This window comes from Pseudomonas sp. GZJR-8 (genome assembly GCF_002916705.1).
Lineage (GTDB): Bacteria > Pseudomonadota > Gammaproteobacteria > Pseudomonadales > Pseudomonadaceae > Aquipseudomonas > Aquipseudomonas synxantha_A.
In genome coordinates this window covers 301742-324569 of record NZ_JXSI01000004.1, presented here as the reverse complement: position 1 = coordinate 324569, position 22828 = coordinate 301742, and the positions used below count along the sequence as shown (strand labels likewise).

General features: G+C 60.9%; 21 protein-coding genes and 1 pseudogene. 10 read left to right on the top strand and 12 right to left on the bottom strand.

Annotated elements, in window-relative coordinates; all coding sequences use genetic code 11:
• The first annotated feature begins 3 nt into the window (after nt 1-3).
• Genes dapF through TK42_RS10530 form a run of 4 tightly spaced genes read left to right on the top strand, consistent with a single transcriptional unit; the run spans nt 4 to nt 3158 of the window.
• Nucleotides 4-834: a diaminopimelate epimerase gene (dapF, locus tag TK42_RS10545; RefSeq protein WP_078822621.1), complete on the top strand. Its 831-nt coding sequence runs from the start codon at nt 4-6 to the stop codon at nt 832-834.
• 13 nt (nt 835-847) lie between these two features.
• Nucleotides 848-1564 (top strand): DUF484 family protein, encoded by a 717-nt coding sequence (locus tag TK42_RS10540; protein WP_005792447.1) that lies wholly within the window; start codon nt 848-850, stop codon nt 1562-1564.
• Between the two features lie 2 nt (nt 1565-1566).
• On the top strand, nt 1567-2466 hold the full coding sequence (xerC, locus tag TK42_RS10535) for a tyrosine recombinase XerC (RefSeq protein ID WP_103734170.1): 900 nt from the start codon (nt 1567-1569) through the stop codon (nt 2464-2466).
• On the top strand, nt 2463-3158 hold the full coding sequence (locus tag TK42_RS10530; RefSeq protein WP_103734169.1) for an HAD family hydrolase: 696 nt from the start codon (nt 2463-2465) through the stop codon (nt 3156-3158). The genes xerC and TK42_RS10530 overlap by 4 nt, the downstream gene beginning before the upstream one ends.
• Nucleotides 3159-3346: 188 nt before the next feature.
• Here the strand turns inward: TK42_RS10530 and sutA are convergent, their stop codons facing one another.
• From sutA to glnK, 4 genes are all read right to left on the bottom strand, one after another.
• A complete protein-coding gene (gene sutA, locus TK42_RS10525) occupies nt 3347-3679 on the bottom strand; it encodes a transcriptional regulator SutA (RefSeq protein WP_032878753.1) in 333 nt (110 codons plus the stop codon).
• A gap of 102 nt (nt 3680-3781) precedes the next feature.
• Nucleotides 3782-4207, bottom strand: coding sequence for a secondary thiamine-phosphate synthase enzyme YjbQ (locus tag TK42_RS10520; protein ID WP_005792453.1), 426 nt, complete (start codon nt 4205-4207; stop codon nt 3782-3784).
• A gap of 209 nt (nt 4208-4416) precedes the next feature.
• Nucleotides 4417-5754, bottom strand: a complete 1338-nt coding sequence (locus tag TK42_RS10515) for an ammonium transporter (protein WP_032878752.1) — start codon at nt 5752-5754, stop codon at nt 4417-4419.
• A 34-nt stretch (nt 5755-5788) separates the two neighbouring features.
• On the bottom strand, nt 5789-6127 hold the full coding sequence (glnK, locus tag TK42_RS10510) for a P-II family nitrogen regulator (RefSeq protein ID WP_002555808.1): 339 nt from the start codon (nt 6125-6127) through the stop codon (nt 5789-5791).
• A 422-nt stretch (nt 6128-6549) separates the two neighbouring features.
• Here glnK and TK42_RS10505 point away from each other — a divergent pair, with 422 nt between their 5' ends.
• Together TK42_RS10505 and TK42_RS10500 are read left to right on the top strand one after the other, a co-directional pair.
• Nucleotides 6550-6813, top strand: coding sequence for an accessory factor UbiK family protein (locus TK42_RS10505; protein ID WP_005792456.1), 264 nt, complete (start codon nt 6550-6552; stop codon nt 6811-6813).
• A 215-nt stretch (nt 6814-7028) separates the two neighbouring features.
• On the top strand, nt 7029-8525 hold the full coding sequence (locus tag TK42_RS10500; RefSeq protein ID WP_005792457.1) for a YifB family Mg chelatase-like AAA ATPase: 1497 nt from the start codon (nt 7029-7031) through the stop codon (nt 8523-8525).
• A gap of 6 nt (nt 8526-8531) precedes the next feature.
• Here the strand turns inward: TK42_RS10500 and TK42_RS10495 are convergent, their stop codons facing one another.
• Nucleotides 8532-9107, bottom strand: a complete 576-nt coding sequence (locus TK42_RS10495) for a TetR/AcrR family transcriptional regulator (RefSeq protein ID WP_032878749.1) — start codon at nt 9105-9107, stop codon at nt 8532-8534.
• A 112-nt stretch (nt 9108-9219) separates the two neighbouring features.
• On the opposite strand from TK42_RS10495, the gene TK42_RS10490 reads away from it, so the two are divergent.
• On the top strand, nt 9220-10134 hold the full coding sequence (locus TK42_RS10490) for an ABC transporter six-transmembrane domain-containing protein (protein ID WP_177464445.1): 915 nt from the start codon (nt 9220-9222) through the stop codon (nt 10132-10134).
• Between the two features lie 3 nt (nt 10135-10137).
• Here TK42_RS10490 and TK42_RS27315 read toward each other — a convergent pair whose 3' ends face one another.
• From TK42_RS27315 to TK42_RS10480, 3 genes and pseudogenes are all read right to left on the bottom strand, one after another.
• Nucleotides 10138-10860 carry a methyl-accepting chemotaxis protein gene (locus tag TK42_RS27315; protein ID WP_371920243.1) on the bottom strand — a complete coding sequence of 241 codons (723 nt, stop codon included), beginning with the start codon at nt 10858-10860 and terminating at the stop codon, nt 10138-10140.
• 180 nt (nt 10861-11040) lie between these two features.
• A pseudogene (locus TK42_RS27310) lies at nt 11041-12114 on the bottom strand (Cache 3/Cache 2 fusion domain-containing protein); the annotation flags it as partial.
• Between the two features lie 177 nt (nt 12115-12291).
• Entirely contained in the window at nt 12292-13212 is a 921-nt protein-coding gene (locus TK42_RS10480) for a LysR substrate-binding domain-containing protein (protein WP_032878744.1), read from the bottom strand.
• Between the two features lie 151 nt (nt 13213-13363).
• Here TK42_RS10480 and TK42_RS10475 point away from each other — a divergent pair, with 151 nt between their 5' ends.
• Complete coding sequence (locus TK42_RS10475) at nt 13364-14767, top strand: NorM family multidrug efflux MATE transporter (RefSeq protein ID WP_103734166.1); 1404 nt, start codon at nt 13364-13366, stop codon at nt 14765-14767.
• Nucleotides 14768-14892: 125 nt separating this feature from the next.
• On the opposite strand, the gene TK42_RS10470 is transcribed toward TK42_RS10475, so the two are convergent.
• A complete protein-coding gene (locus TK42_RS10470) occupies nt 14893-16557 on the bottom strand; it encodes a bifunctional diguanylate cyclase/phosphodiesterase (RefSeq protein WP_103734165.1) in 1665 nt (554 codons plus the stop codon).
• A 265-nt stretch (nt 16558-16822) separates the two neighbouring features.
• On the opposite strand from TK42_RS10470, the gene rep reads away from it, so the two are divergent.
• Nucleotides 16823-18832, top strand: coding sequence for a DNA helicase Rep (rep, locus tag TK42_RS10465; protein WP_032878742.1), 2010 nt, complete (start codon nt 16823-16825; stop codon nt 18830-18832).
• 58 nt (nt 18833-18890) lie between these two features.
• Nucleotides 18891-19463, top strand: a complete 573-nt coding sequence (locus TK42_RS10460) for a xanthine phosphoribosyltransferase (protein ID WP_032878740.1) — start codon at nt 18891-18893, stop codon at nt 19461-19463.
• Between the two features lie 115 nt (nt 19464-19578).
• On the opposite strand, the gene TK42_RS10455 is transcribed toward TK42_RS10460, so the two are convergent.
• The 3 genes from TK42_RS10455 to TK42_RS10445 all read right to left on the bottom strand — a co-directional run bounded on the left by TK42_RS10455 (nt 19579) and on the right by TK42_RS10445 (nt 22780).
• Entirely contained in the window at nt 19579-21501 is a 1923-nt protein-coding gene (locus TK42_RS10455) for an acetyl-CoA hydrolase/transferase C-terminal domain-containing protein (protein WP_103734164.1), read from the bottom strand.
• Nucleotides 21502-21639: 138 nt separating this feature from the next.
• A complete protein-coding gene (locus TK42_RS10450; protein WP_032878737.1) occupies nt 21640-22050 on the bottom strand; it encodes a cytochrome c5 family protein in 411 nt (136 codons plus the stop codon).
• Between the two features lie 181 nt (nt 22051-22231).
• Entirely contained in the window at nt 22232-22780 is a 549-nt protein-coding gene (locus TK42_RS10445; protein WP_005792468.1) for a cupin domain-containing protein, read from the bottom strand.
• Nucleotides 22781-22828 lie beyond the last annotated feature (48 nt).

Sequence of the window (22828 nt, the reverse complement as noted above, 5' to 3'; positions counted from 1 at the left end):
GCCATGCTGCTGCGTTTTACCAAGATGCACGGGCTGGGCAATGATTTCATGGTTCTGGACCTGGTCAGCCAGCACGCGCACATCCTGCCCAAACACGCCAAACAGTGGGGCGATCGTCACACCGGCATCGGTTTCGACCAGTTGCTGCTGGTGGAGGCGCCGAGCAACCCGGAGGTGGACTTCCGCTACCGGATCTTCAATTCCGACGGTTCCGAAGTGGAACAGTGCGGCAACGGTGCGCGCTGCTTTGCACGCTTTGTGCTGGACAAGCGCCTGACGGCCAAGCGCCAGATTCGCGTCGAAACCAAGGGCGGTGTGATCGAACTGGATATTCGCAGTGACGGCCAGATCAGCGTCAACATGGGCGCGCCACGCCTGGTGCCGGCGGATATTCCGTTCCAGGCCACCGAGCAGGCCCTCAGTTACCCGCTGGACGTGGATGGCAAAACCGTGGATATCGCCGCCGTGTCCATGGGCAACCCCCATGCGGTACTGCGGGTCAACGACATCAATAACGCCCCGGTGCACGAACTGGGGCCGAAGATCGAACATCACCCGCGCTTTCCAGCGCGGGTCAATGTGGGCTTCCTGCAGGTGATCGACCGTACCCGCGCGCAATTGCGCGTTTGGGAACGCGGCGCCGGCGAAACCCAGGCTTGCGGTACCGGCGCTTGTGCCGCTGCCGTAGCCGCGATCAGCCAGGGGTGGATGGACTCGCCGCTGCTGATCGACCTGCCCGGTGGACGCTTGTCCATCGAATGGGCAGGCCCTGGCCACCCGGTGATGATGACCGGGCCGGCCTCGCGTGTATACGAAGGACAGGTCCGTCTATGAGTGAGCCAAGCCAATGACCGATAAGCCTCAAGTACCCGCACACGCTACCCCGAGTGAAAGCCTGGAGGCCGCTGCTGTCGCGGCGTACCTTGAGGCTAATCCGGACTTCTTCGTCGAGCATGAAGAACTGCTGCCGGCCTTGCGCATTCCCCACCAGCGCGGCGATACCGTGTCGCTGGTGGAACGACAGATGAAGATCCTGCGCGAGCGCAATATTGAAATGCGCCATCGGCTTTCCCACCTGATGGACGTGGCCCGCGACAACGACCGCTTGTTCGACAAGACCCGCCGCCTGATCCTGACCCTGATGGACGCCGCCAGCCTGGAAGAAACGGTGATCGCCGTGGAAGACAGCCTGCGCGAGGACTTCCAGGTGCCCTTTGTCAGCCTGATCCTGTTCAGCGACAACCCGATGCCGGTGGGTCGCTGGGTCACAGGTGGTGAAGCACAGACAGCCATCGGCGGCTTGCTGTCCGAAGGCAAGACTGTCAGCGGCACCTTGCGTGAACATGAACTGGACTTCCTGTTTGGTGCCGAGCAGCGCAAGCAGATCGGCTCTACCGCCGTCATCGCCGTCAGCCATCAAGGCTTGCACGGCGTGCTGGCCATCGCCAGCCGTGACCCTGCGCACTACAAAAGCTCGGTGGGCACGCTGTTCCTGACCTACATCGCCGAAGTGCTGGGCCGCGTCCTGCCGCGCCACACCACCACACTGCGCGCGGTGCGCTGACCATGGAGCGGCAACTGGACGCCTATTGCGCTCACCTGCGCAATGAGCGCCAGGTGTCGCCCCACACCCTTGAAGCCTATCGGCGGGACTTGAACAAGGTCCTGGCCTATTGTGAGAAACAGCACGTCAGTAGCTGGAAAGCCCTGGATATCCAGACCCTGCGCAGCCTGATCGCCCGGTTGCACCAGCAAGGCCAGTCCTCGCGTAGCCTGTCTCGCCTGCTGTCGGCAGTGCGCGGCCTCTATCACTACCTCAATCGCGAAGGCCTGTGCGATCACGACCCGGCCAATGGCCTGTCCCCGCCCAAAGGCGAGCGGCGCCTGCCCAAGACCCTGGATACCGATCGTGCCTTGCAGTTGCTCGATGGTGCGGTAGAGGATGACTTCCTGGCCCATCGCGACCAGGCAATCCTTGAGCTGTTCTATTCTTCGGGCCTGCGCCTGTCGGAGCTGACAAGCCTGAACCTCGATCAGCTGGACCTCGCCGATGGCCTGATACAAGTGCTCGGCAAAGGCAGCAAGACCCGCGTACTGCCGGTGGGCAGAAAAGCCCGCGAAGCCTTGCAGCTATGGCTGCCACTGCGCCTTTTGACCAACCCGGCGGACGATGCGGTGTTCGTCAGCCAGCAAGGCCGACGCCTGGGGCCCCGAGCGATCCAGCTTCGGGTCAAGGCCGCCGGCGAGCGGGAGCTGGGGCAGAATCTGCACCCGCACATGCTGCGCCATTCCTTCGCCAGCCACCTGCTGGAGTCCTCCCAGGATCTGCGCGCCGTACAGGAACTGCTCGGCCACGCCGATATCAAGACCACCCAGATCTATACACACCTGGACTTCCAGCACCTGGCAACGGTGTACGACAGCGCCCATCCACGGGCCAAACGCATCAAAGGCAGCGACTCATGAGTATCAAGCTGATCACCTTCGACCTGGACGACACCCTCTGGGACAACGTACCCGTCATCATCAGCGCCGAAGCGTCGATGCGCGAATGGCTGGCGCTCAACGCCTCCAAGGTCGGGGACCTACCCCTGGAGCATTTCGCCAGCCTGCGCCAGCAAGTATTGCAGCGTCATCCCGAGCTCAAGCACCGCATCAGCATCCTGCGCCATCGGGTGTTGATGTTGGCATTCGAAGAGGCCGGCTATCCCCAGCCTGAAGCGGCGCAAATGGCGGATGTGTGCTTCGAAGCGTTCATCCATGCACGTCACCAGCTCACCGTGTTCCCGGAAGCCGAGCCGATGCTCAAGGCGCTGCGCCAGCACTTCCTGCTGGGGGTGATCACCAATGGCAATGCCGATGTGCAGCGCGTTGGCCTGGCGGACTACTTCCATTTTGCCTTGCGCGCTGAAGACATCGGCATTGCCAAGCCGGACGGGCGCTTGTTTGAAGAGGCGTTGCAGCGCGGTGGCGTGGACGCCGGAGCGGCGGTGCACGTGGGCGATCACCCTGGGGATGACATCGCCGGTGCTCAGCAGGCTGGGCTGCGGGCGGTGTGGTTTAACCCCGCGGGCAAGGCCTGGGAGGGTGACAAGCACCCGGATGCGCAGATTCGCAGCCTGACGGAGTTGCCGCCACTGCTGAGTCGCTGGGGTTAACACTGCCCCCCAATGTGGGAGCTGGCTTGCCTGCGATAGCGGTGGGCCAATCAACACAGGGCTCGCAGATACACCGCTATCGCAGGCAAGCCAGCTCCCACAAGGTATTGCAGCGAACTGGTAATGGCTCCAGGCATGAAAAAGCCCGCAGCGACGGCGGGCTTTTTCTTACAAGCAGGAGGCAGACCTTAGATAGGTCGGCTGCCGTACTTGTTATCCGGCTTCTTCGGTGGGTCTGCAACCACGTTAGCCTCGACTTCGACCACTTTGCCGCCTTTAGCGAGGAACTCTTCCATCGCACGGGCCAGGGCATCGCGCTCTTTGTTCTTGGCTTCAACGCTTGGCAGCTCGTCTACCGAAACAGCAGCCTTGGCTTTGCCTTTGGCTTTGGGAGCCGCGTCATCGGCACCGCCATCCTCGGCATCGTCAGCAACGTCTTCCGCCGCTACTTCAAGACCTTCTTCGGTGTCGTCTTCATCACCTACTTCGAGGTCGTCTTGTTCCAGATCATCGTCGCTCATGTTCTACCTCATGACTTGCGAAAAGCAGATTAGTTATAGCCCAGCTTCACCCTCTGTCGAGGTCGCCGGAAAAAAATCAACATCCACCGGATTTCCAGTGGCTTATGCCTCTTCACCGTGCAAGGTGGCGAGGACTTTACGAGCACCGCCATGATCACGGTGCTCGCCCAGATAAACACCTTGCCAGGTCCCCATCGCCAAGCGGCCGGCCTTGACCGGCAAACTCAGCTGGCAACCCAGCAGACTGGCCTTGAAGTGCGCCGGCAGATCATCCGGACCTTCGTCGTTGTGTTCAAACCCTGCGCGGCCCTGTGGCACCAGCAGGTTGAAAAAACGCTCGAAGTCACGGCGAACCGCCGGGTCGGCATTCTCGTTGACGGTCAACGAGGCCGAGGTGTGCTGCAGCCACAAATGCAACAGGCCCACACGGCAAGCCTTCAATTCAGGCAAGCCGGCAAGCAACTCGTCCGTTACCAGATGAAAGCCCCGGGGCTTGGCCCGCAGGGTAATCAGGGTCTGTTGCCACATACAGTTCTCCGCCCATCGGCGCGCATTCTAGCGCGCTCTGGGAAAAAACAAAGTGCCGAATACGCCTTCATGCCTGTAAGACATTTGCACTCTGAAAAGTGCCGTGTGGATCCCATCACAAAGTTGATAAAAAACCCATACACCTTTAGCCAAAGACAAACACCAGACAAAAAAATGCCCGGCAAGCCGGGCATGTTTTTTTCGCGTACTTACAAGTTGTAGCCGCGCTCGTTGTGTTGCGCCAGGTCGAGGCCCACAGCCTCTTCTTCCTCAGTGACACGCAGGCCCATGACCATGTCCAGCACCTTGAGGATGACGAAGGTCACGATGGCTGTATAGATCACAGTGAAGCCTACGCCTTTGCACTGGATCCAGACCTGGGCAGCGATATCGGTCACGGTGCCGAAACCGCCCAGTGCCGGGGCTGCAAACACACCGGTGAGGATCGCACCGACGATACCGCCGATACCGTGCACACCGAAGGCGTCCAGGGAGTCGTCGTAGCCCAGCTTGCGCTTGAGGCTGGTGGCGCAGAAGAAGCACACCACACCGGCAACCAGCCCGATCACCAGAGCACCCATCGGGCCCACGGTGCCAGCGGCTGGCGTCACGGCGACCAGGCCGGCCACCACACCTGAGGCAATGCCCAGTGCACTTGGCTTGCCGTGAGTGATCCACTCGGCGAACATCCAGCCCAGCGCCGCAGCAGCCGTGGCAATCTGGGTGACCAGCATCGCCATGCCCGCCGTGCCGTTGGCCGCCGCAGCGGAGCCGGCGTTGAAGCCAAACCAGCCGATCCACAGCATGGCCGCGCCGATCAAGGTATAACCCAGGTTGTGCGGTGCCATTGGTGTAGTCGGGAAGCCTTTACGCTTGCCCAGCACGATGCACGCCACCAGGCCCGCCACACCCGCGTTGATGTGCACGACGGTGCCGCCGGCGAAGTCCAGCACGCCCCAGTCCCACATCAGGCCACCGTTGCCGCTCCAGACCATGTGCGCGATCGGCGCGTAGACCAGGGTGAACCAGATAGCCATGAAGATCAGCATCGCGGAGAACTTCATGCGCTCTGCGAAGGCACCGACGATCAGCGCCGGGGTGATGATGGCGAAGGTCATCTGGAAGGTGATGAACACGGCTTCCGGAAACAGCGCCGCAGGCCCGGTGATGCTGGCCGGGGTGACACCCGCCAGGAACGCCTTGCCCAGGCCGCCGAAGAAGGAGTTGAAGTTGACCACACCCTGTTCCATACCGGTGGTATCAAACGCGATGCTGTAGCCGTAGACGACCCACAGGATGCTGATCAAGCCGGTGATGGCAAAGCACTGCATCATCACTGACAGAATATTCTTGGAGCGGACCATGCCGCCGTAGAACAGCGCCAGGCCAGGGATGGTCATGAACAGCACCAAAGCGGTGGCGGTCAGCATCCAGGCGGTGTCGCCGGAGTTGAGGACTGGAGCAGCCACTTCGTCTGCCGCCATGGCCAGGCTTGGCATTACGATGGACAGCAGGGCTCCGAGCCCTGCGAATTTACGCAGAGTCATAGTGTTTTCTCCTGGGGCGTTGGGGTTTGGCGGCTTAGATTGCGTCGGTATCGGTTTCGCCGGTACGGATGCGAATAGCCTGTTCCAGATTGACCACGAAGATCTTGCCGTCACCGATCTTGCCGGTGTTGGCCGCCTTGGTTATCGCCTCGATAACCCGGTCAAGATCCTTGTCGTCAATGGCGACATCAATCTTCACCTTCGGCAGGAAATCGACTACGTATTCCGCGCCACGATACAGCTCGGTATGACCCTTCTGCCGACCGAAGCCCTTGACCTCAGTAACGGTAATGCCCTGCACGCCGATCTCGGACAGTGACTCGCGTACATCGTCCAACTTGAACGGCTTGATGATGGCAGTGACTAGCTTCATGAAAACTCTCTCCCGAATTGGTGGACTTGCCCCAGGAAAACAAACCCGTCTCAAGTCTAAGCGCAGTGCCTGGCTTTGTAACGCATCGTCGCCTCGGCATTTGCCGTTGCGACGCCAGCGATCCACTGGTGACGAAACCTGTACCCCTGATCCGTCGGCGCACTGCATTCGTCACAGCGACTGCATCAGTGCATGGGTCATGATCGTCTAAGCAGAAACCTTGCCAGCTCCGTAAAAACCACTGAAATCAATCCCTTGCTCACTTGTGCCCACCCACGGGGCGTGCGCGCGGCCGCAATGCGCATCAAAACGGTGCGCAGCCGCCCGCTTTGATGCGCGAAAACCGTGCGCAACGCGGCATGAAAAAGACTATAGACGCTGCGTGATACACTGCCGGCCAACTGTTTTCCGGAATGTTTCCCATGCTCGCGCCCAAAGACCTCCTCGACGCCCTGAGCGGCCACGCCTCTCGCCTGTTCAGCGGCGACACCCCGCTGCCCCGCAATGAAATCGAAAGCCAGTTCAAGGCATTGCTGCAAAGTGGTTTCAGCAAGCTCGACCTGGTCAGCCGGGAAGAGTTTGACAGCCAGATGGTGGTGCTGGCCCGCACGCGTGCGCGGTTGGAGAGCCTGGAGGCGAAGGTGGCTGAACTTGAAGCACGGTTGGCGCCATCCTCTGCTGAATAAACACGGTTAGTGTGGGAGCTGTCTTGCCTGCGATGGCGGTGCATCAGCGGATGATTCTTTGCTGACATACCGCTATCGCAGGCAAGCCAGCTCCCACATTTGTTTTGCATTGCCGCCCGGATACGTTCTGTAAAATCTCCCTCGCCCCGCTCCGTCCCACCTCGTCTACCCTTGAAAAACCCGCAGGAAGCGGCCCACCCATTCAAGGAACGAGCATGTCCCTCGCTATCGTGCACAGCCGCGCCCAGGTCGGCGTTGAAGCCCCCGCCGTCACCGTTGAAGTGCATATGGCCAATGGCTTGCCATCGCTGACGCTGGTGGGCCTGCCGGAAACTGCAGTGAAGGAAAGCAAGGATCGCGTTCGCAGCGCCATTCTCAACTCGGCGCTGCAATACCCGGCCCGGCGCATCACCCTCAATCTCGCGCCCGCCGACCTGCCCAAGGACGGCGGGCGCTTTGATCTGGCGATTGCCCTGGGGATCCTGGCGGCCAGTGTGCAAGTGCCGGCCTTGATGCTTGATGACGTGGAGTGCCTTGGTGAGTTGGCGTTATCGGGCGAGGTACGGGCGGTGAAGGGTGTGTTGCCGGCCGCGCTTGCGGCGCGCAAGGCCGGGCGCACCGTGATAGTGCCCAGGGCCAATGCCGAGGAAGCCTGCCTGGCGTCGGGGCTCAAAGTGATTGCGGTGGACCACCTGCTGCAAGTGGTGGCGCACCTTAATGGGCATGTGCCGATTGAGCCCTACAGGTCCGACGGCTTGCTGTACTTGAACAAGCCTTACCCGGACCTGAGTGAAGTGCAGGGCCAACTGGCAGCCAAGCGTGCCTTGCTGATTGCGGCGGCCGGCGCACATAACCTGCTGTTCAGCGGGCCACCCGGTACCGGCAAAACCCTGTTGGCCAGCCGCCTGCCGGGCTTGCTGCCACCGCTGAGCGAGCAGGAGGCGCTGGAAGTGGCCGCGATCCAATCCGTGGTCAGCCTGGCCCCCCTGAGCCATTGGCCCAATCGCCCGTTTCGCCAGCCGCACCACTCGGCATCCGGCCCGGCGCTGGTGGGTGGCGGCTCGAAGCCGCAGCCGGGGGAAATCACACTGGCCCATCACGGCGTGCTGTTTCTGGATGAGCTGCCGGAATTTGATCGCAAGGTACTGGAGGTGCTGCGCGAGCCATTGGAGTCGGGGCATATCGTGATCTCCCGAGCCAGGGACCGGGTGAGTTTCCCGGCACGCTTCCAATTGGTCGCGGCCATGAACCCCTGCCCGTGCGGCTACATGGGCGAACCCAGCGGGCGTTGTCGGTGCACGCCGGAACAGATACAACGCTATCGCAACAAGCTATCCGGGCCGCTGCTGGACCGGATTGATTTGCACCTGACAGTCGCGCGGGAGGTCACTGCGCTGAGCCCCTCCCAACAGGCCGGTGACACCACCGCGCAAGCGTCCGCCCAGGTGGCGCAAGCCCGTGAACGCCAGCACCAGCGCCAGGGTTGTGCCAATGCATTCCTCGATCTGCCACGGCTACGCGAACACTGCCAGTTGACCAAAGCCGATGAAAGTTGGCTGGAAAGCGCGTGCGAACGACTGACATTATCGCTGCGTGCAGCCCATCGGTTGCTCAAGGTGGCTCGCACCCTGGCGGACCTTGAGCAAGTGGAAGGCATCGCCCGCCATCATTTGGCGGAGGCGTTGCAGTACCGACCAGCCGCTCATGGCTAGCACTTGTCAGGCAAAATCCAGCAACAGCCTCGCCACTTCCAGCACCTCTTCCAGCACCGCTTCTGCCGACTCTGCGGAAGGCTTGAGCATCAGGTCATCGGCATAGCCCATCGCCAGGGCGAAGATCTGCCGTGCAGCGCGCTGACACGACTCGCAGCGAAAGACGCCATCGGCAACGCCCCGCTCGATCACTTCGGCAAGCATGCCTTGCCACTGGGCGTTGATCACCAGGTAAGCCTGGGCCATTTGCGGGTCGTGCATGGCTTCGTCCCAGGCGTCGAGCCACAGCGCCCAAGCGGCGTCAGCGGTACTGGGCAGGCAGTCGCGCAAGAACCCCATAAGCGCCTCCAGCGGTGGAGCATCGGCCAACGGCTCGCGCACTTCATCCAATTGCTCATTGGCAAAGCGCACAAAAGCTTCGCGACGCAGTTCATTCCAGTCACTGAAATAGTGATAGACGTGACTGCGTGACAGCCCGGCATGTTCGGCCAAGTCACGGGTGGACACCGCGGCAAAGCCCTTGCTGCGAAACAGCTCAAGAGCGGCGGCGATGATCTGGTCTTTACGGTCGATACGCGACATGGGCAATTCCTTCGGGCGCCGGTAGATGAGCGGCGCTTGCTTTTTGAGCGATCGCTCAAGGATACTTGAGCAGTCGCTCAATAATAGCGTCTATCACTCCTTTGGTGCACCCATGACATCCGTCACCCCCCAAATTCTGATCGAAGAAAGCCAGAAAATCGGCCAGCAGTCCGCCAGCCAGACACTCAAGGCTATTGCCAAAGCCTATCCCGGCAAGCTGTCTTGCACCTTGTCGCTGGTGGCGCTGGAGAACGCACTGTTGTTGGCCTATCCGCTGTTTGCCGGGTTCGCGGTGGATTCGATTATCCGCGGCGATGCCACCAGTGCGTTGTTCTATGCCGCCGTGGTCATGGCGTTCTGGGTGGTCGGGGCGGCACGGCGAGCGCTGGATACACGCACGTTCACGCGCATTTACGCCGACCTTGCGGTGCCAGTCATCCTCAACCAACGCCAACAGAACCACAGCACCTCGAAATCGGCGGCACGGGTGGTGCTGGCACGGGAATTTGTCGACTTCTTTGAAAAGCACGTGCCGATCATCGCCACGGCGTTGGTGTCGATTGTGGGCGCGGCGGTGATGTTGATCGTGATTGAGCCATGGGTAGGCATGGCCTGCCTGGCCGCGCTGCTGCTGTGCATCACCTTGTTGCCACGCTTTGCACAGCGCAATCAGGAACTACACGAGCGCCTGAATAACCGCCTGGAGAAAGAAATCGGCCTGGTCGAAAAGGTCGGCGCGCCGACCCTGCGACGTCACTACCAGGTGCTGTCGCGCCTGCGCATCTGGCTTTCAGACCGCGAGGCTGCGGCGTACCTGTTTCTCGGTACGCTCGCGGCTTTGCTGTTTGTGGTCGCGATCAGCCAGTTGGCCTTGTCCCCAGGGGTCAAGGCCGGCCACATCTACGCGGTGATGACTTACCTGTGGACCTTCGTGACCAGCATGGATGAAGCGCCAGGTATGGTCGACCAACTGGCGCGGCTCAAGGACATCGGCAAGCGCGTAGACCCAGGGCTGGGCGACCACTAAGCCTCAACGAAACCGGTCCACCTCCTGACGCAAGCCTGCCGCCAAGGTTTCCAGTTCCTTGGCGGTGACTGCCAGGTTCGACACCACTTCGCGCTGCTCGCTGTTGGCCAGGGCAATGCTCTGCAAGTTACTGCTGAGCAGGGTTGCGGTGCTGCTCTGCTCCTGGGTGGCGGTGGTGATCGCAGCGAATTGCTGGCCGGCCGAGCGGCTTTGCTCATCGATACGCGCCAGGGCCGAGGCGACGTCGGCGTTGCGCGACAGGCCGTCCTGCATCAATACCTTGCCGTGTTCCATGGTGCTGATGGCGTTGCCGGTTTCCTGCTGGATGCTCTGAATCATCGCCGAAATTTCATCGGTGGCCTGGCGGGTGCGCGAGGCCAGGTTGCGCACTTCGTCGGCGACCACGGCAAAACCGCGGCCTTGTTCACCGGCGCGGGCGGCTTCGATGGCGGCGTTGAGCGCCAGCAGGTTGGTCTGTTCGGCGATGGAGGTAATCACACCGACGATCCCGCCGATCTCCTGGGAGCGCTGGCCCAGGGTGTTGATCACTGCGGCTGTGCTGTTCAGGGCAGTGGCAATATGCTCCAGCGACGATGACGCCTCTTGCATCGAGGTGCGGCCGATCCGGGTCTGCTGGGCATTCTCTTGCGCCAGGCGCTCGGTGTTGCCCATGTTGTCGGCGATGTTCAACGAGGTAGCGCTGAACTCTTCCACCGCGCCGGCCATACTGGTGATCTCGCCGGACTGTTGCTCCATGCCTTCGTAGGCGCCACCGGATAGCCCCGACAGCGCCTGGGCGCGGCTGTTGACCTGTTCGGCAGCACTGCGGATATGCGAAACCATGGTCGACAGCGCTTCACCCATCTGATTGAAGCTGCGCGCCAACTGCCCGATTTCGTCATGGCTGGACACGTTAAGGCGTGCGCTCAAGTCGCCTGCGCCCAGAGCTTGCGCCTGGCGTACCAAATCACTCAATGGCGCCAGCTTGCTGCGCAACAGCCACACCGTGGCGCCCACTGCCAGCAACATCGCCAGCACGCTGCCGATCACCAGGCGAATCCCGACTTTCCACGTCACGGCGCGTATTTCCGCCTTGGGCATACTCGCCACCACCGCCCAGGGGCCGCCTTCGAACGGCACCGAAACGCTGTAGAAATCTTCGTTATTATCGCTCCAGAAACGCCCTGCCCCCGGCGTCTTTGCCAGGTCGAGCATCACGGCAATGGCCTGGTCCGGCGCCTGCACGCCGGCTGGCGGCACCAGCCAATGCTTCTGCTCATCCAGCAGCGCCAGGGAGCCGGTCTGGCCGAGACGGAAGCGCTTGAGATTTTCAAACTGGGCGTTCTGCGCATCGGTGTAATCGAAGCCGATAAACAGCACGGCGATGACCTTGCCGCTGCTGTCACGCACCGGGCTGTACTGGGTCATGTAGGAACGGTCGAACAATACCGCACGGCCGATATAGGTTTGCCCGTCGGCAACACGCTGGTAAGCCGCGCCCTGTCGGTCAAGCACGGTCCCGATGGCACGATTGCCATCCTGCTTGGTCAGGGAAGTGCTCACGCGGATAAAGTCGTCGCCGCTGCGCACGAATACGGTGGCCACACCGCCGGACATTTGCTTGAACTCATCCACTTCTTCGAAATTGTTGTTCAGCACCTCATTACCCAGGTACAGGCTCGGCGTCTGTACACCGGCCACGGCCACGGGTTGGTCGGCACGCACACTCAGGCCGGCGCCGAAGCGTTTTTCAAACAGCCCGCTCAAACGCTGGGTACTCTCGCGCAAGGTGCTGTGGAAGGTATTGAGTTGGTCGGCGAGCAAACGCGCCTCGCTGGCCAGGTGCTCCTCACGGGTGTCGAGGTTGGCGGAGTCAAGGGAACGCAGGGCAAACACAGTGCTGCCGCTGATAACGACAGCCAGAATCACGGCAAGGGCGAGACCTAACTGGGAGGCAATCCGGGCACGAGGTTGAGACATGACAGCTCCTGGCCGAGGCCAGGATCATCCTGATCTCATAGCGCTGCTCGGCAAATTATCTAGTGGGAAACGTTGGTGCACGATGGTTCCAACACACCTTCTTCGGCGGCACTTGGTAATACTTGAGCGAATCACAGGGGTATCCCGCAAACGATTGCATCAAACGCCGGCACCTACTCAATCGAGACGTTCAACCTGGGGCAACTCCATCGCTTTGACTTCACCTTGAAGAAACTCCGCCAGCCGTCGCAAGCGTTCCCCCCCGGGACGGGTTTTCGGCCACACCAGGTAGTAACTTTCCCCACTGGCGACCGCCCTGGGCCACGGCAGGCTCAGGCGTCCCTGGGCGACATCTTCGGCCACCATCAACAAATCGCCCATGGACACGCCATAGCCACGCGCCGCCGCGATCATGCCCAACTCAAGGGTATCGAACACCTGCCCACCCTTGAGAGACACCCGGGACGACAACCCCATGCGCTCCAGCCAGTTGCGCCAGTCACGACGATCAGGCGTGGGATGCAACAACTCGGCACTCGCCAGGCGGGCAGCGTCCCAAGGTCCATCATCCAGCAGGTTCGGCGCGCCCACGGGGATCAGCAATTCGGGGAACAGGTAACTGGCCTCCCAGTCCGCCGGAAAATGCCCATCGCTCAACAACACCGCACAGTCGAAGGGTTCCTGGTTGAAGTCCACTTCATCCACGCTCATCCACGCACTGGTCAGTTGCACCTCATTGCCTGGCTGCAAGGCGCGGAAGCGACTCAGGCGCGCCAATAGCCAGCGCATGGTCAAGGTGGACGGTGCCTTCATGCGCAGAATGTCATCTTCAGTATTCAAGGTATGACAGGCGCGCTCCAACGCAGCGAAGCCTTCGCGCACGCCGGGCAGCAACAGGCGTGCGGCTTCGGTGAGCTGCAGATTGCGACCGCTGCGCTGGAAAAGGCGGCAGGCGAAATGCTCCTCGAGGGTGCGGATATGCCGGCTGACCGCACTTTGGGTGATGGACAGTTCCTGCGCCGCACGGGTGAAGGAGTTGTGCCGGGAAGCGGCTTCAAATGCACGCAGGGCATACAGTGGAGGAAGACGACGAGACATTGGGAAAGCTCCGACGGCGCAATATCGGCACCCTATCAGAATCAACGAGGCATGAGTTTTAATCATGTGAACGATCGCTTTTATCCTTTTGTGCAAAGCGCCCAAAGCGCCGAGAATCAATCTCCCCCCATTTCCTGACTATTTGAGTGTGATGATCATGCAACATCCGGCACGTACCGAACTCTGGGCCATTCTGCGGCTGTCGGGGCCGTTGATTGCCTCACAGTTGGCGCACATGCTGATGGTGCTGACCGACACCCTGATGATGGCGCGCCTGAGCCCCGAAGCCCTGGCCGGCGGCGGCCTGGGCGCGGCGAGCTATTCGTTCGTGGCGATCTTCTGCATCGGCGTGATTGCCGCGGTGGGCACCCTGGTCGCCATTCGTCACGGCGCAGGCGATATCGACGGCGCCACGCGCCTCACCCAGGCCGGGCTGTGGCTGGCGTGGTTGATGGCCTTGGCAGCGGCGCTGCTGCTATGGAACTTGAAGCCGGTGCTGCTGATGTTCGGCCAGACCGAAACCAACGTACAAGCGGCGGGGCAATTCCTCACCATCCTGCCTTTCGCCCTGCCCGGCTATCTGACTTTCATGGCGCTGCGCGGCTTTACCAGCGCGATCGGCAAGGCGACGCCGGTGATGGTGATCAGCCTGTGCGGCACCGTGGTCAACTACCTGCTCAATCACGCCTTGATCGAAGGCATGTTCGGCCTGCCGAAACTGGGCCTGATGGGCATTGGCCTGGTGACCGCCATCGTCGCCAACGGCATGGCGCTGGCATTGATGTGGTACATCCGCAGCAACCGCGCCTACGCCGCCTACCCGCTGGGTACTGGACTGCTGCGCTTGAATACCCACTACCTGCGCGAGCTGTGGCGCCTGGGCCTGCCGATCGGCGGCACCTATGCAGTAGAGGTCGGGCTGTTTGCCTTTGCGGCGTTGTGCATGGGCACCATGGGCAGTACCCAGTTGGCCGCGCATCAGATTGCCCTGCAAATTGTCTCGGTGGCGTTCATGGTACCGGCGGGGATGTCCTACGCGGTGACCATGCGCATCGGCCAGCATTACGGCGCCGGGCAGTTGTTGCAGGCACGCATGGCCGGTCGGGTCGGCATAGGCTTTGGTGCCATGGTAATGCTGGGATTTGCCGTAGTGTTGTGGCTGTTTTCCGACCCGTTGATCGGGCTGTTCCTCGACCATGACAACCCGGCGTTCCATGACGTCATCGTCCTGGCCGTCAGCCTGCTGGCCGTCGCCGCGTGGTTTGAATTGTTCGACGGTGTGCAGACCATTGCCATGGGCTGTATCCGTGGTTTGAAGGACGCCAAGACCACCTTCCTGGTCGGCCTGGGTTGCTACTGGCTGATCGGTGCGCCCTCGGCCTGGCTGATGGCGTTCACCTTGGGCTGGGGGCCAACGGGCGTCTGGTGGGGCCTGGCACTGGGGCTGGCGTGTGCGGCGGTGAGCCTGACCTGGGCGTTTGAGGCGAAGATGAAGCGGATGATTCGGCGGGAGCCGGATGCTCCTGTTGGATTCCAAGCGGCACTGCCTGACTAGCGAGTGCACGCGGTCCATGTGGGAGCTGGCTTGCCTGCGATAGCGGTGTGTCAGGCTAATCATTATTAGCTGAACGACCGCTATCGCAGGCAAGCCAGCTCCCACATTTGAACCACTTTGAAGGCTCAGCCCAACAGCGCCTGCTGGCTTTGCCCAAACATCAGGTACTCCACCAGTTCCGCCAACGGCAACGGCTTGCTGATCAGGTACCCCTGGGCCTGGTCACAACCGAACAACCGCAACAGCTCAAGCTGCTCGGGTGTCTCCACGCCTTCGGCCACCACTTCCAGGTTGAGGTTGTGGGCCAGGTTGATCATCGCGTGTACCAATTTGCGGTTTTCTTCGCGCTCTTCCATGCCGCCGACAAAACTTTTGTCGATCTTCAACAAGGCGATCGGCAGGCTGTTGAGGTGCACGAATGACGAAAACCCGGTGCCGAAGTCATCCAGGGAGAACCGCACGCCGAGGCGGCCCAGGGCGTCCATGGTCTGCTTGACCAGATCGCTGCGGCGCATCACCGCGGTTTCAGTCAATTCGAACTCCAGCCATTGCGCTTCCACGCCACGCTCGGCAATCAGCCGACTGAGCGTGGAGAGCAATTGGCTGTCCTGGAACTGGCGAAACGACAGGTTGACGGCCATGTGCAGCGGCGGCAGGCCGCGTTCGCGCAGGTCTTGCATGTCGCGCAGGGCCCGGGAAATCACCCAGTAGCCCAAAGGCACGATCAGGCCACTCTGCTCGGCCAGCGGCACGAATTCGCTGGGTGGCAACAAGCCGCGCTCACCGTGGCGCCAGCGCACCAGGGCTTCGAGGCCGACGATATGACCGTCGTCCAAGTCCAGGCGCGGCTGGTAATGCAGCTCCAGCTCATCGCGGCGCAAAGCCCGGCGCAGTTCACTTTCCAGGTCGGCCAGGCTGCGAGCGTTGCGGTTGATGCGTTCATTGAAGATGTGAAAGGTGCAGCCCTGGGTGCTTTTGGCCTGCTGCATGGCGATATGGGCGTGCCACATCAACGGGTCAGCGCCGGCGCGGGCGCGCGCATGTGCCACGCCCAGGCTGCAGCCGATCAACAAGCTTTCGCCATCGACCCAGTAAGGCTCGGCCATCACTTCGGTGATGCGCTCGGCCATCCACTCGGCACGCTGGGGCGCGCGACGGGTGTCGATCAGCAAGGCAAATTCATCGCTGCCCAGCCGCGCCAGCTGGTCCCCGGCTTCGAGCTGGCTCTTGAGCCGCGACACCACTTGCAGGATCAACCGATCGCCGGCCTGGTGGCCGAGGGCGTCGTTGGCATGACGGAAGTTGTCCAGGTCCAGATGGCCCAGAGCCAGGCCGCGGCCTTCGTTGTCCGCCAGCCGCGCCGCCAGCAGTGTCTGGAAGCCCTGGCGGTTGGCGATACCGGTGAGCGGGTCCTGCTCGGCCAAGCGCTGCAAGGTGTTCTCCAGAACGCCGCGCTCGCGCACATGGCGCAAGCAGCGGCGCAATGTTTCAGGGTCCAGCCCATTCAGGATCAACCAGTCGCTGACACCGAGCGGCGACACCAGCGGCTCCTGCTCCAACAGCAATACACACGGCAAGCTGCAGCGGCCAGGACCGGGCTGCAGGCTGGGCGTGGTGAATAGCACGGCGCCCTGATCGTCATCGAACAGACGACTCACCGAGTCCCAGTTGGGTGCACTGATCAGCACAGCCCCTTCGCCCATCGGCACCAGGCACTCGCGCAACAACGCTGCCCATGCAGGCTCTTCGGCCAGCAGCAGCAAACGCAAGGGTTCGACAGGCGTAGACAAGCTAACTCCCTAGACTCTGCTAAATTTCGTGAGCGATGGCATTATGACGTGCGGCCTGGCAATGATAAATGCGTGACAAATGATAGGTGTTATCAAACACGCAGACTGTGAAAAATAGTCTGAGTATTCCCCACATCCTGCGGCAAAGTAGCAAAACCGGCAAATTTAGATCGAGTGGTACGTCACACCGTCGTTCTAAGGCAGCAGAATCTTGCCAGCCTGTTAAAATGCCCGCCCTTTTGAACAACGACTCCTAAAACTCCGTATGTCCCGACTCAATCCCCGGCAGCAAGAAGCCGTGAACTACGTCGGCGGCCCTCTATTGGTGCTCGCCGGCGCCGGCTCCGGCAAGACCAGCGTGATCACCCGCAAGATCGCGCACCTGATCCAGAACTGCGGCATCCGCGCCCAGTACATCGTCGCCATGACCTTTACCAACAAGGCGGCGCGGGAAATGAAAGAGCGGGTCGGCACCCTGCTCAAGGGCGGCGAAGGCCGCGGCCTGACGGTGTGTACCTTCCACAATCTGGGCCTGAACATCATCCGCAAGGAGCATGTGCGACTGGGCTACAAGCCCGGCTTCTCGATCTTTGACGAGACCGACGTCAAAGCCCTGATGACCGACATCATGCAGAAGGAATACGCAGGCGACGACGGCGTCGACGAAATCAAGAACATGATCGGCTCATGGAAAAACGACCTGATCCTGCCCGCCGAAGCCCTGGAAGCTGCACGCAACCCCAAGGAGCAGACCGCCGCCATTGTCTACACCCACTACCAGCGCACGCTCAAGGCGTTCAACGCAGTGGACTTCGACGACCTGATCCTGCTGCCGGTCAAGCTGTTCCAGGAACACAAGGACATCCTGGAGAAGTGGCAAAACAAGGTACGCTACCTGCTGGTGGACGAATACCAGGACACCAACGCCAGCCAATACCTGCTGGTGAAGTTGCTGATTGGTACGCGCAACCAGTTCACCGTGGTGGGCGACGACGACCAGTCGATCTACGCCTGGCGCGGCGCCCGCCCGGAAAACCTGATGCTGCTCAAGGAAGACTACCCGTCGCTGAAAGTGGTGATGCTGGAGCAGAACTATCGCTCCACCAGCCGCATCCTGCGTTGCGCCAACGTGCTGATCTCCAACAACCCCCACGAGTTTGAAAAACAACTGTGGAGCGAGATGGGTCATGGCGATGAGATCCGCGTGATCCGCTGCCGCAACGAAGACGCCGAAGCCGAACGCGTGGCCGTGGAAATCCTCAGCCTGCACCTGCGCACCGACCGGCCCTACAGCGACTTTGCGATCCTGTATCGCGGCAACTACCAGGCCAAGCTGATCGAGCTGAAACTGCAGCACCACCAGGTGCCGTATCGCCTGTCGGGCGGCAACAGCTTTTTCGGACGCCAGGAAGTAAAAGACCTGATGGCCTACTTCCGGCTGATCGTGAACCCGGACGACGACAACGCCTTCCTGCGGGTGATCAACGTACCGCGCCGGGAAATCGGCTCCACTACCCTGGAAAAGCTCGGCAACTACGCCACCGAACGCAAGATTTCCATGTATGCCGCCACCGACGAAATCGGCCTGGGCGAACACCTGGACACGCGCTTCACAGATCGCCTGTCGCGCTTCAAGCGCTTCATGGACAAGGTGCGCGAACAGTGCGCCGGCGAAGACCCGATCAGCGCCCTGCGCAGCATGGTCATGGACATCGACTATGAAAACTGGCTGCGCACCAACAGTTCCAGCGACAAGGCCGCGGATTACCGCATGGGCAACGTCTGGTTCCTGATCGAAGCGCTGAAGAACACCCTGGAAAAAGACGAAGACGGCGAAATGACCGTCGAGGACGCCATCGGCAAGCTGGTGTTGCGTGACATGCTTGAGCGCCAGCAGGAAGAGGAAGACGGCGCCGAAGGCGTGCAGATGATGACCTTGCATGCCTCCAAGGGCCTGGAATTTCCCTACGTGTTCATCATGGGCATGGAAGAGGAAATCCTCCCACACCGCTCCAGCATCGAAGCCGACACCATCGAGGAAGAACGGCGCCTGGCCTACGTGGGCATCACCCGCGCACGTCAGACCCTGGCCTTCACCTTTGCCGCCAAGCGCAAGCAATACGGCGAAGTCATCGATTGTGCCCCCAGCCGGTTCCTTGACGAGCTGCCGCCCGATGACCTGGCCTGGGAAGGCAATGACGACACCCCCACCGAGGTGAAGGCCGTTCGCGGCAACACCGCCCTGGCGGATATACGCGCAATGCTAAAGCGCTAGAATCGACTACTTTTCAATCTACTTTCGGCGCCTGCTGCGCCATCAGAGGAAGCTTTCCGTGGAAGCACTGCACAAGAAAATTCGCGAAGAAGGCATCGTGCTTTCCGATCAGGTTCTCAAGGTCGACGCCTTTTTGAACCACCAGATCGACCCGGCACTGATGAAACTGATCGGCGACGAATTCGCCGCGCTGTTCAAGGATTCGGGGATCACCAAGATCGTCACCATCGAAGCCTCAGGTATTGCACCGGCGATCATGACCGGGCTGAACCTGGGTGTACCGGTGATCTTCGCGCGTAAGCAGCAGTCGTTGACCCTGACGGAAAACCTGCTGTCGGCAACGGTGTATTCCTTCACCAAGAAAACCGAAAGCACCGTGGCGATCTCCCCACGCCACCTGACCAGCAGCGACCGCGTGCTGGTGATCGATGACTTTTTGGCCAACGGCAAAGCGTCCCAGGCGCTGATTTCGATCATCAAGCAGGCCGGCGCGACTGTTGCGGGCTTGGGGATCGTGATCGAGAAGTCGTTCCAGGGTGGGCGTGCGGAGCTGGATGCGCAGGGTTATCGGGTTGAGTCGCTGGCGCGGGTGAAGTCCTTGGCGGGTGGTGTCGTGACCTTCATCGACTAAATCAACGTGTGGGAGCTGGCTTGCCTGCGATAGCGGAGTGTCAAACGACAGAGATATCGACTGTCAGGCCCTCATCGCAGGCAAGCCAGCTCCCACATTTGATTTGTGTTGCCTGTCAGCGGGCGGTGGCCTGTAGCCCAGCAAGCAATAGCCGCTGATACAAATCCTCTTTAAACCCCTCCGGCTTATCCAGACGCATCCGTACCAAATGCTCGGGATACGCCTGCGGCTCCGGTGCATCCAGTGCCGCCTTGCCCAACTCCAGAATCTCCGTCAGCTTGAATTTGCTCTTGAGCCAGTTCAGCGCTCGCAACAAGTCCCGCTCCTCATCCGTGAAATCACTGCCCAACGGGTATTCCGGGAACAACCGTCGATGCTTGGCCTGAATCGCCTGGAGGCGTTCCGGCGTGTTGTCCGCAAAGCGCGGATCCAGCTGGAAGTCCTTGGGCAGCTTGCCGGCCTTTTGTGCCTGCTCAATCAAGTCGCCCTGGAAACGCGAGTCGGTGATATTGAGCAGCGCTTCGATCACCTTGGCATCCGTCTGCCCGCGCAAGTCGGCAATGCCGTACTCGGTAATGACGATATCCCGCAGGTGCCGGGGAATGGTGCAGTGGCCGTACTCCCAGACAATATTGGAACTGACCTCGCCCGCCGACTCCCGCCAGCTGCGCAAAATCAGGATTGAACGCGCACCGTCCAGCGCATGCCCCTGGGCAACGAAATTGTATTGCCCGCCCACACCGCTGAGCACGCGACCGTCTTCCAGCTGGTCGGCCACGCCGGCACCGAGCAATGTGACCATGATTGCGCTGTTGATAAAGCGCGCATCCAGGCGCTGCAGCCGCTTGAGTTCTTCCTGGCCGTACAGCTCGTTGATATAGCTGATGGCAGTCATGTTGAATTCGAGACGCTTGGCGTGGGTCATTTCCTGCAAGCGCTGGTAAAAACTGCGCGGCCCTAGAAAGAAGCCACCGTGGATCGACACGCCATCGGGTTGCGCCGCATCGTCCAGAGTGCCTTCGTTGGCCTGCGTCTGGGTCGCCACATCCGGGTAGACCTTGCGGCGCACAATCCCCGCATCCGCCAGCACCAACAGCCCGTTGACGAACATCTCGCTGCAACCGTAAAGACCACGTGCGAAAGGCTCGACACCGCCCTCACGGCTGATCAGTGGCGCCCACTGATACACATCCAGGTCCGTCAGCAGCAATCGATAGGCTTCGTTATCGGCCTGGCGCGCCAGCAAGGCGGCGGTCAGCGCATCGCCCATGGAGCCAATGCCAATCTGCAAGGTGCCGCCGTCACGTACCAGGGTGCTGGCGTGCAGGCCAATAAAATGATCCTGGAAGCCCACCGGCATGTTCGGCGTGGAAAACAATGTGGTGCTGTCTTTTTCATCGAGCAGGTAGTCGAACGCGTCCATGCCCAACTCGGCGTCGCCGGGCATGTAGGGCAGATCGCTGTGGACCTGGCCGACAACGAGGATGGTTTCCCCGGCTTCGCGGCGCTTGGCGATCATCGGCAGCAGGTCGAGGGTGATATCCGGGTTGCAGCTCAGGCTCAGGCGATCAGGATGCTCGGCGCTGCTGGCAACCAGTTGCGCCACCAGGTTCAGGCCGGCAGCATTGATGTCGCGGGCGGCATGGCTGTAGTTGCTGCTGACGTAATCCTGCTGCGCCGAAGTGCTGTGGAGCAGGCTGCCGGGCTGCATGAAAAACTGTTGCACTTGGATATTTTTCGGCAGGCTGTCCTTGTGCAGGTCGGCGAGGAAGTCCAGTTCAGGGTAGTCACCAAACACCCGCTCGATGAACGGTTCGAGAAAGCGCTTCTGCAAGCCATCGCCCATCGTCGGGCGGCCCAGGCTCAACGCGGTGTAGATCGTCAGCGCCCGCTCCGGCAGTTTGGCAATACGCCGGTACAGCGCGTTGGCGAACAGATTGGGCTTGCCAAGACCCAGCGGCATGCCCATGTGGATATGCGCCGGCAACCGCGCCATTACGTCGTCAACTGCTTGCTCGATTGAACACAACTGCACCATCGGACTGCTCCCGAACATTCCATGAATTGGAGTTGGACCGAGCTTGCCGGGTCTTTGCTGCAATGAACAGCGTCGAAACACAAATCGCGAGCACAAAAAAGCCGCTCGTAAGCGGCATTTTTGGCGAAGATCGTCTGATTACAGGCCGGACATCTTCTTGATGGCGCCTTTGAGGTCTTCATCCGAGCAATCAGCGCAGGTGCCTTTGGGTGGCATGGCGTTGATACCGGTGATGGCCTTGGCCAGGATGCCATCGAGGCCGCCCTGGTGGTCGGCGCGTTCTTTCCAGGCGGCGGTGTCGCCAACTTTGGGCGCACCCAAGAGGCCAGTACCGTGGCACGCGTTACAGTGCTTGGCGATAATCTCGTCCGGTGTTTTCGCACCGCCACCGCCCGCTGCCACGGCCACTTCCATGCCCTTGCATTCCTGGCCCTGGACGCACACCTGGCCTACAGGCTCCAGGCGCTTGGCAATGTCATCATTGGTCGCAGCTTGAGCGCTGACAGCCCATAGGGCCAGTACGGTTGCTGGTGCAGCCAGCATTTTCATAATTAGGTTCACGCGTTCACCCTCAATGGTGGCTATTCACGCCTGCGGCCACGGTTTCGCAGGCGGCGAAAGTATAACGGTTAGCCCGGGCTGCCGAAACAACCCTATTAAATAAAGGGAGATACGGCCACACGGATAGTGCAATGGGAGCCTCTGCAACGCTGGCAGGGCGCCTCTTTTGTTAAAAGTTCGCGGGCGTGGCTGCGCTGATTAGTCGCGCCGGCACATCGAACGGGTTGCGAAAACGATGGGGCTTGGTGCTTTCAAAGTAGTAGCTATCGCCAGCTTCGAGCACAAAAGTTTCAAGACCGACCACCAATTCCAGGCGACCTTCCAGCAGAATCCCGGTTTCCTCGCCCTCATGGGTGAGCATTTCTTCGCCCGTGTCGGCGCCCGGCGGGTAAATTTCGTTGAGAAAGGCGATGGCCCGGCTCGGGTGCGCCCGGCCCACCAGTTTCATGGTGACGGCACCGTCAGAGATGTCGATCAGCTCATTGGCTTTATAGACGATCTGCGTCGGTATTTCCTGGAGGATCTCCTCGGAAAAGAACTCGACCATGGACATGGGGATACCGCCCAGCACCTTGCGCAGGGAGCTGATCGAGGGGCTGACGCTGTTTTTCTCGATCATCGAAATGGTGCTGTTGGTGACGCCCGCGCGCTTGGCAAGCTCGCGCTGGGAAAGACCTTTGAGTTTACGGATGGATTGCAGTCGTTCGCCGACGTCCAATGCAGGAGCCTCCTAGGATTCAGGCTTTGTTGTAATTGAGCGTTATCA

Coding starts and splice junctions, on each gene's coding strand:
- dapF (WP_078822621.1), top strand. CDS start 4: ATGCTGCTGCGTTTTACCAAGATGCACGGGCTGGGCAATGATTTCATG.
- TK42_RS10540 (WP_005792447.1), top strand. CDS start 848: ATGACCGATAAGCCTCAAGTACCCGCACACGCTACCCCGAGTGAAAGC.
- xerC (WP_103734170.1), top strand. CDS start 1,567: ATGGAGCGGCAACTGGACGCCTATTGCGCTCACCTGCGCAATGAGCGC.
- TK42_RS10530 (WP_103734169.1), top strand. CDS start 2,463: ATGAGTATCAAGCTGATCACCTTCGACCTGGACGACACCCTCTGGGAC.
- sutA (WP_032878753.1), bottom strand. CDS start 3,679: ATGAGCGACGATGATCTGGAACAAGACGACCTCGAAGTAGGTGATGAA.
- TK42_RS10520 (WP_005792453.1), bottom strand. CDS start 4,207: ATGTGGCAACAGACCCTGATTACCCTGCGGGCCAAGCCCCGGGGCTTT.
- TK42_RS10515 (WP_032878752.1), bottom strand. CDS start 5,754: ATGACTCTGCGTAAATTCGCAGGGCTCGGAGCCCTGCTGTCCATCGTA.
- glnK (WP_002555808.1), bottom strand. CDS start 6,127: ATGAAGCTAGTCACTGCCATCATCAAGCCGTTCAAGTTGGACGATGTA.
- TK42_RS10505 (WP_005792456.1), top strand. CDS start 6,550: ATGCTCGCGCCCAAAGACCTCCTCGACGCCCTGAGCGGCCACGCCTCT.
- TK42_RS10500 (WP_005792457.1), top strand. CDS start 7,029: ATGTCCCTCGCTATCGTGCACAGCCGCGCCCAGGTCGGCGTTGAAGCC.
- TK42_RS10495 (WP_032878749.1), bottom strand. CDS start 9,107: ATGTCGCGTATCGACCGTAAAGACCAGATCATCGCCGCCGCTCTTGAG.
- TK42_RS10490 (WP_177464445.1), top strand. CDS start 9,220: ATGACATCCGTCACCCCCCAAATTCTGATCGAAGAAAGCCAGAAAATC.
- TK42_RS27315 (WP_371920243.1), bottom strand. CDS start 10,860: ATGGCCGGCGCGGTGGAAGAGTTCAGCGCTACCTCGTTGAACATCGCC.
- TK42_RS10480 (WP_032878744.1), bottom strand. CDS start 13,212: ATGTCTCGTCGTCTTCCTCCACTGTATGCCCTGCGTGCATTTGAAGCC.
- TK42_RS10475 (WP_103734166.1), top strand. CDS start 13,364: ATGATCATGCAACATCCGGCACGTACCGAACTCTGGGCCATTCTGCGG.
- rep (WP_032878742.1), top strand. CDS start 16,823: ATGTCCCGACTCAATCCCCGGCAGCAAGAAGCCGTGAACTACGTCGGC.
- TK42_RS10455 (WP_103734164.1), bottom strand. CDS start 21,501: ATGGTGCAGTTGTGTTCAATCGAGCAAGCAGTTGACGACGTAATGGCG.
- TK42_RS10450 (WP_032878737.1), bottom strand. CDS start 22,050: ATGAAAATGCTGGCTGCACCAGCAACCGTACTGGCCCTATGGGCTGTC.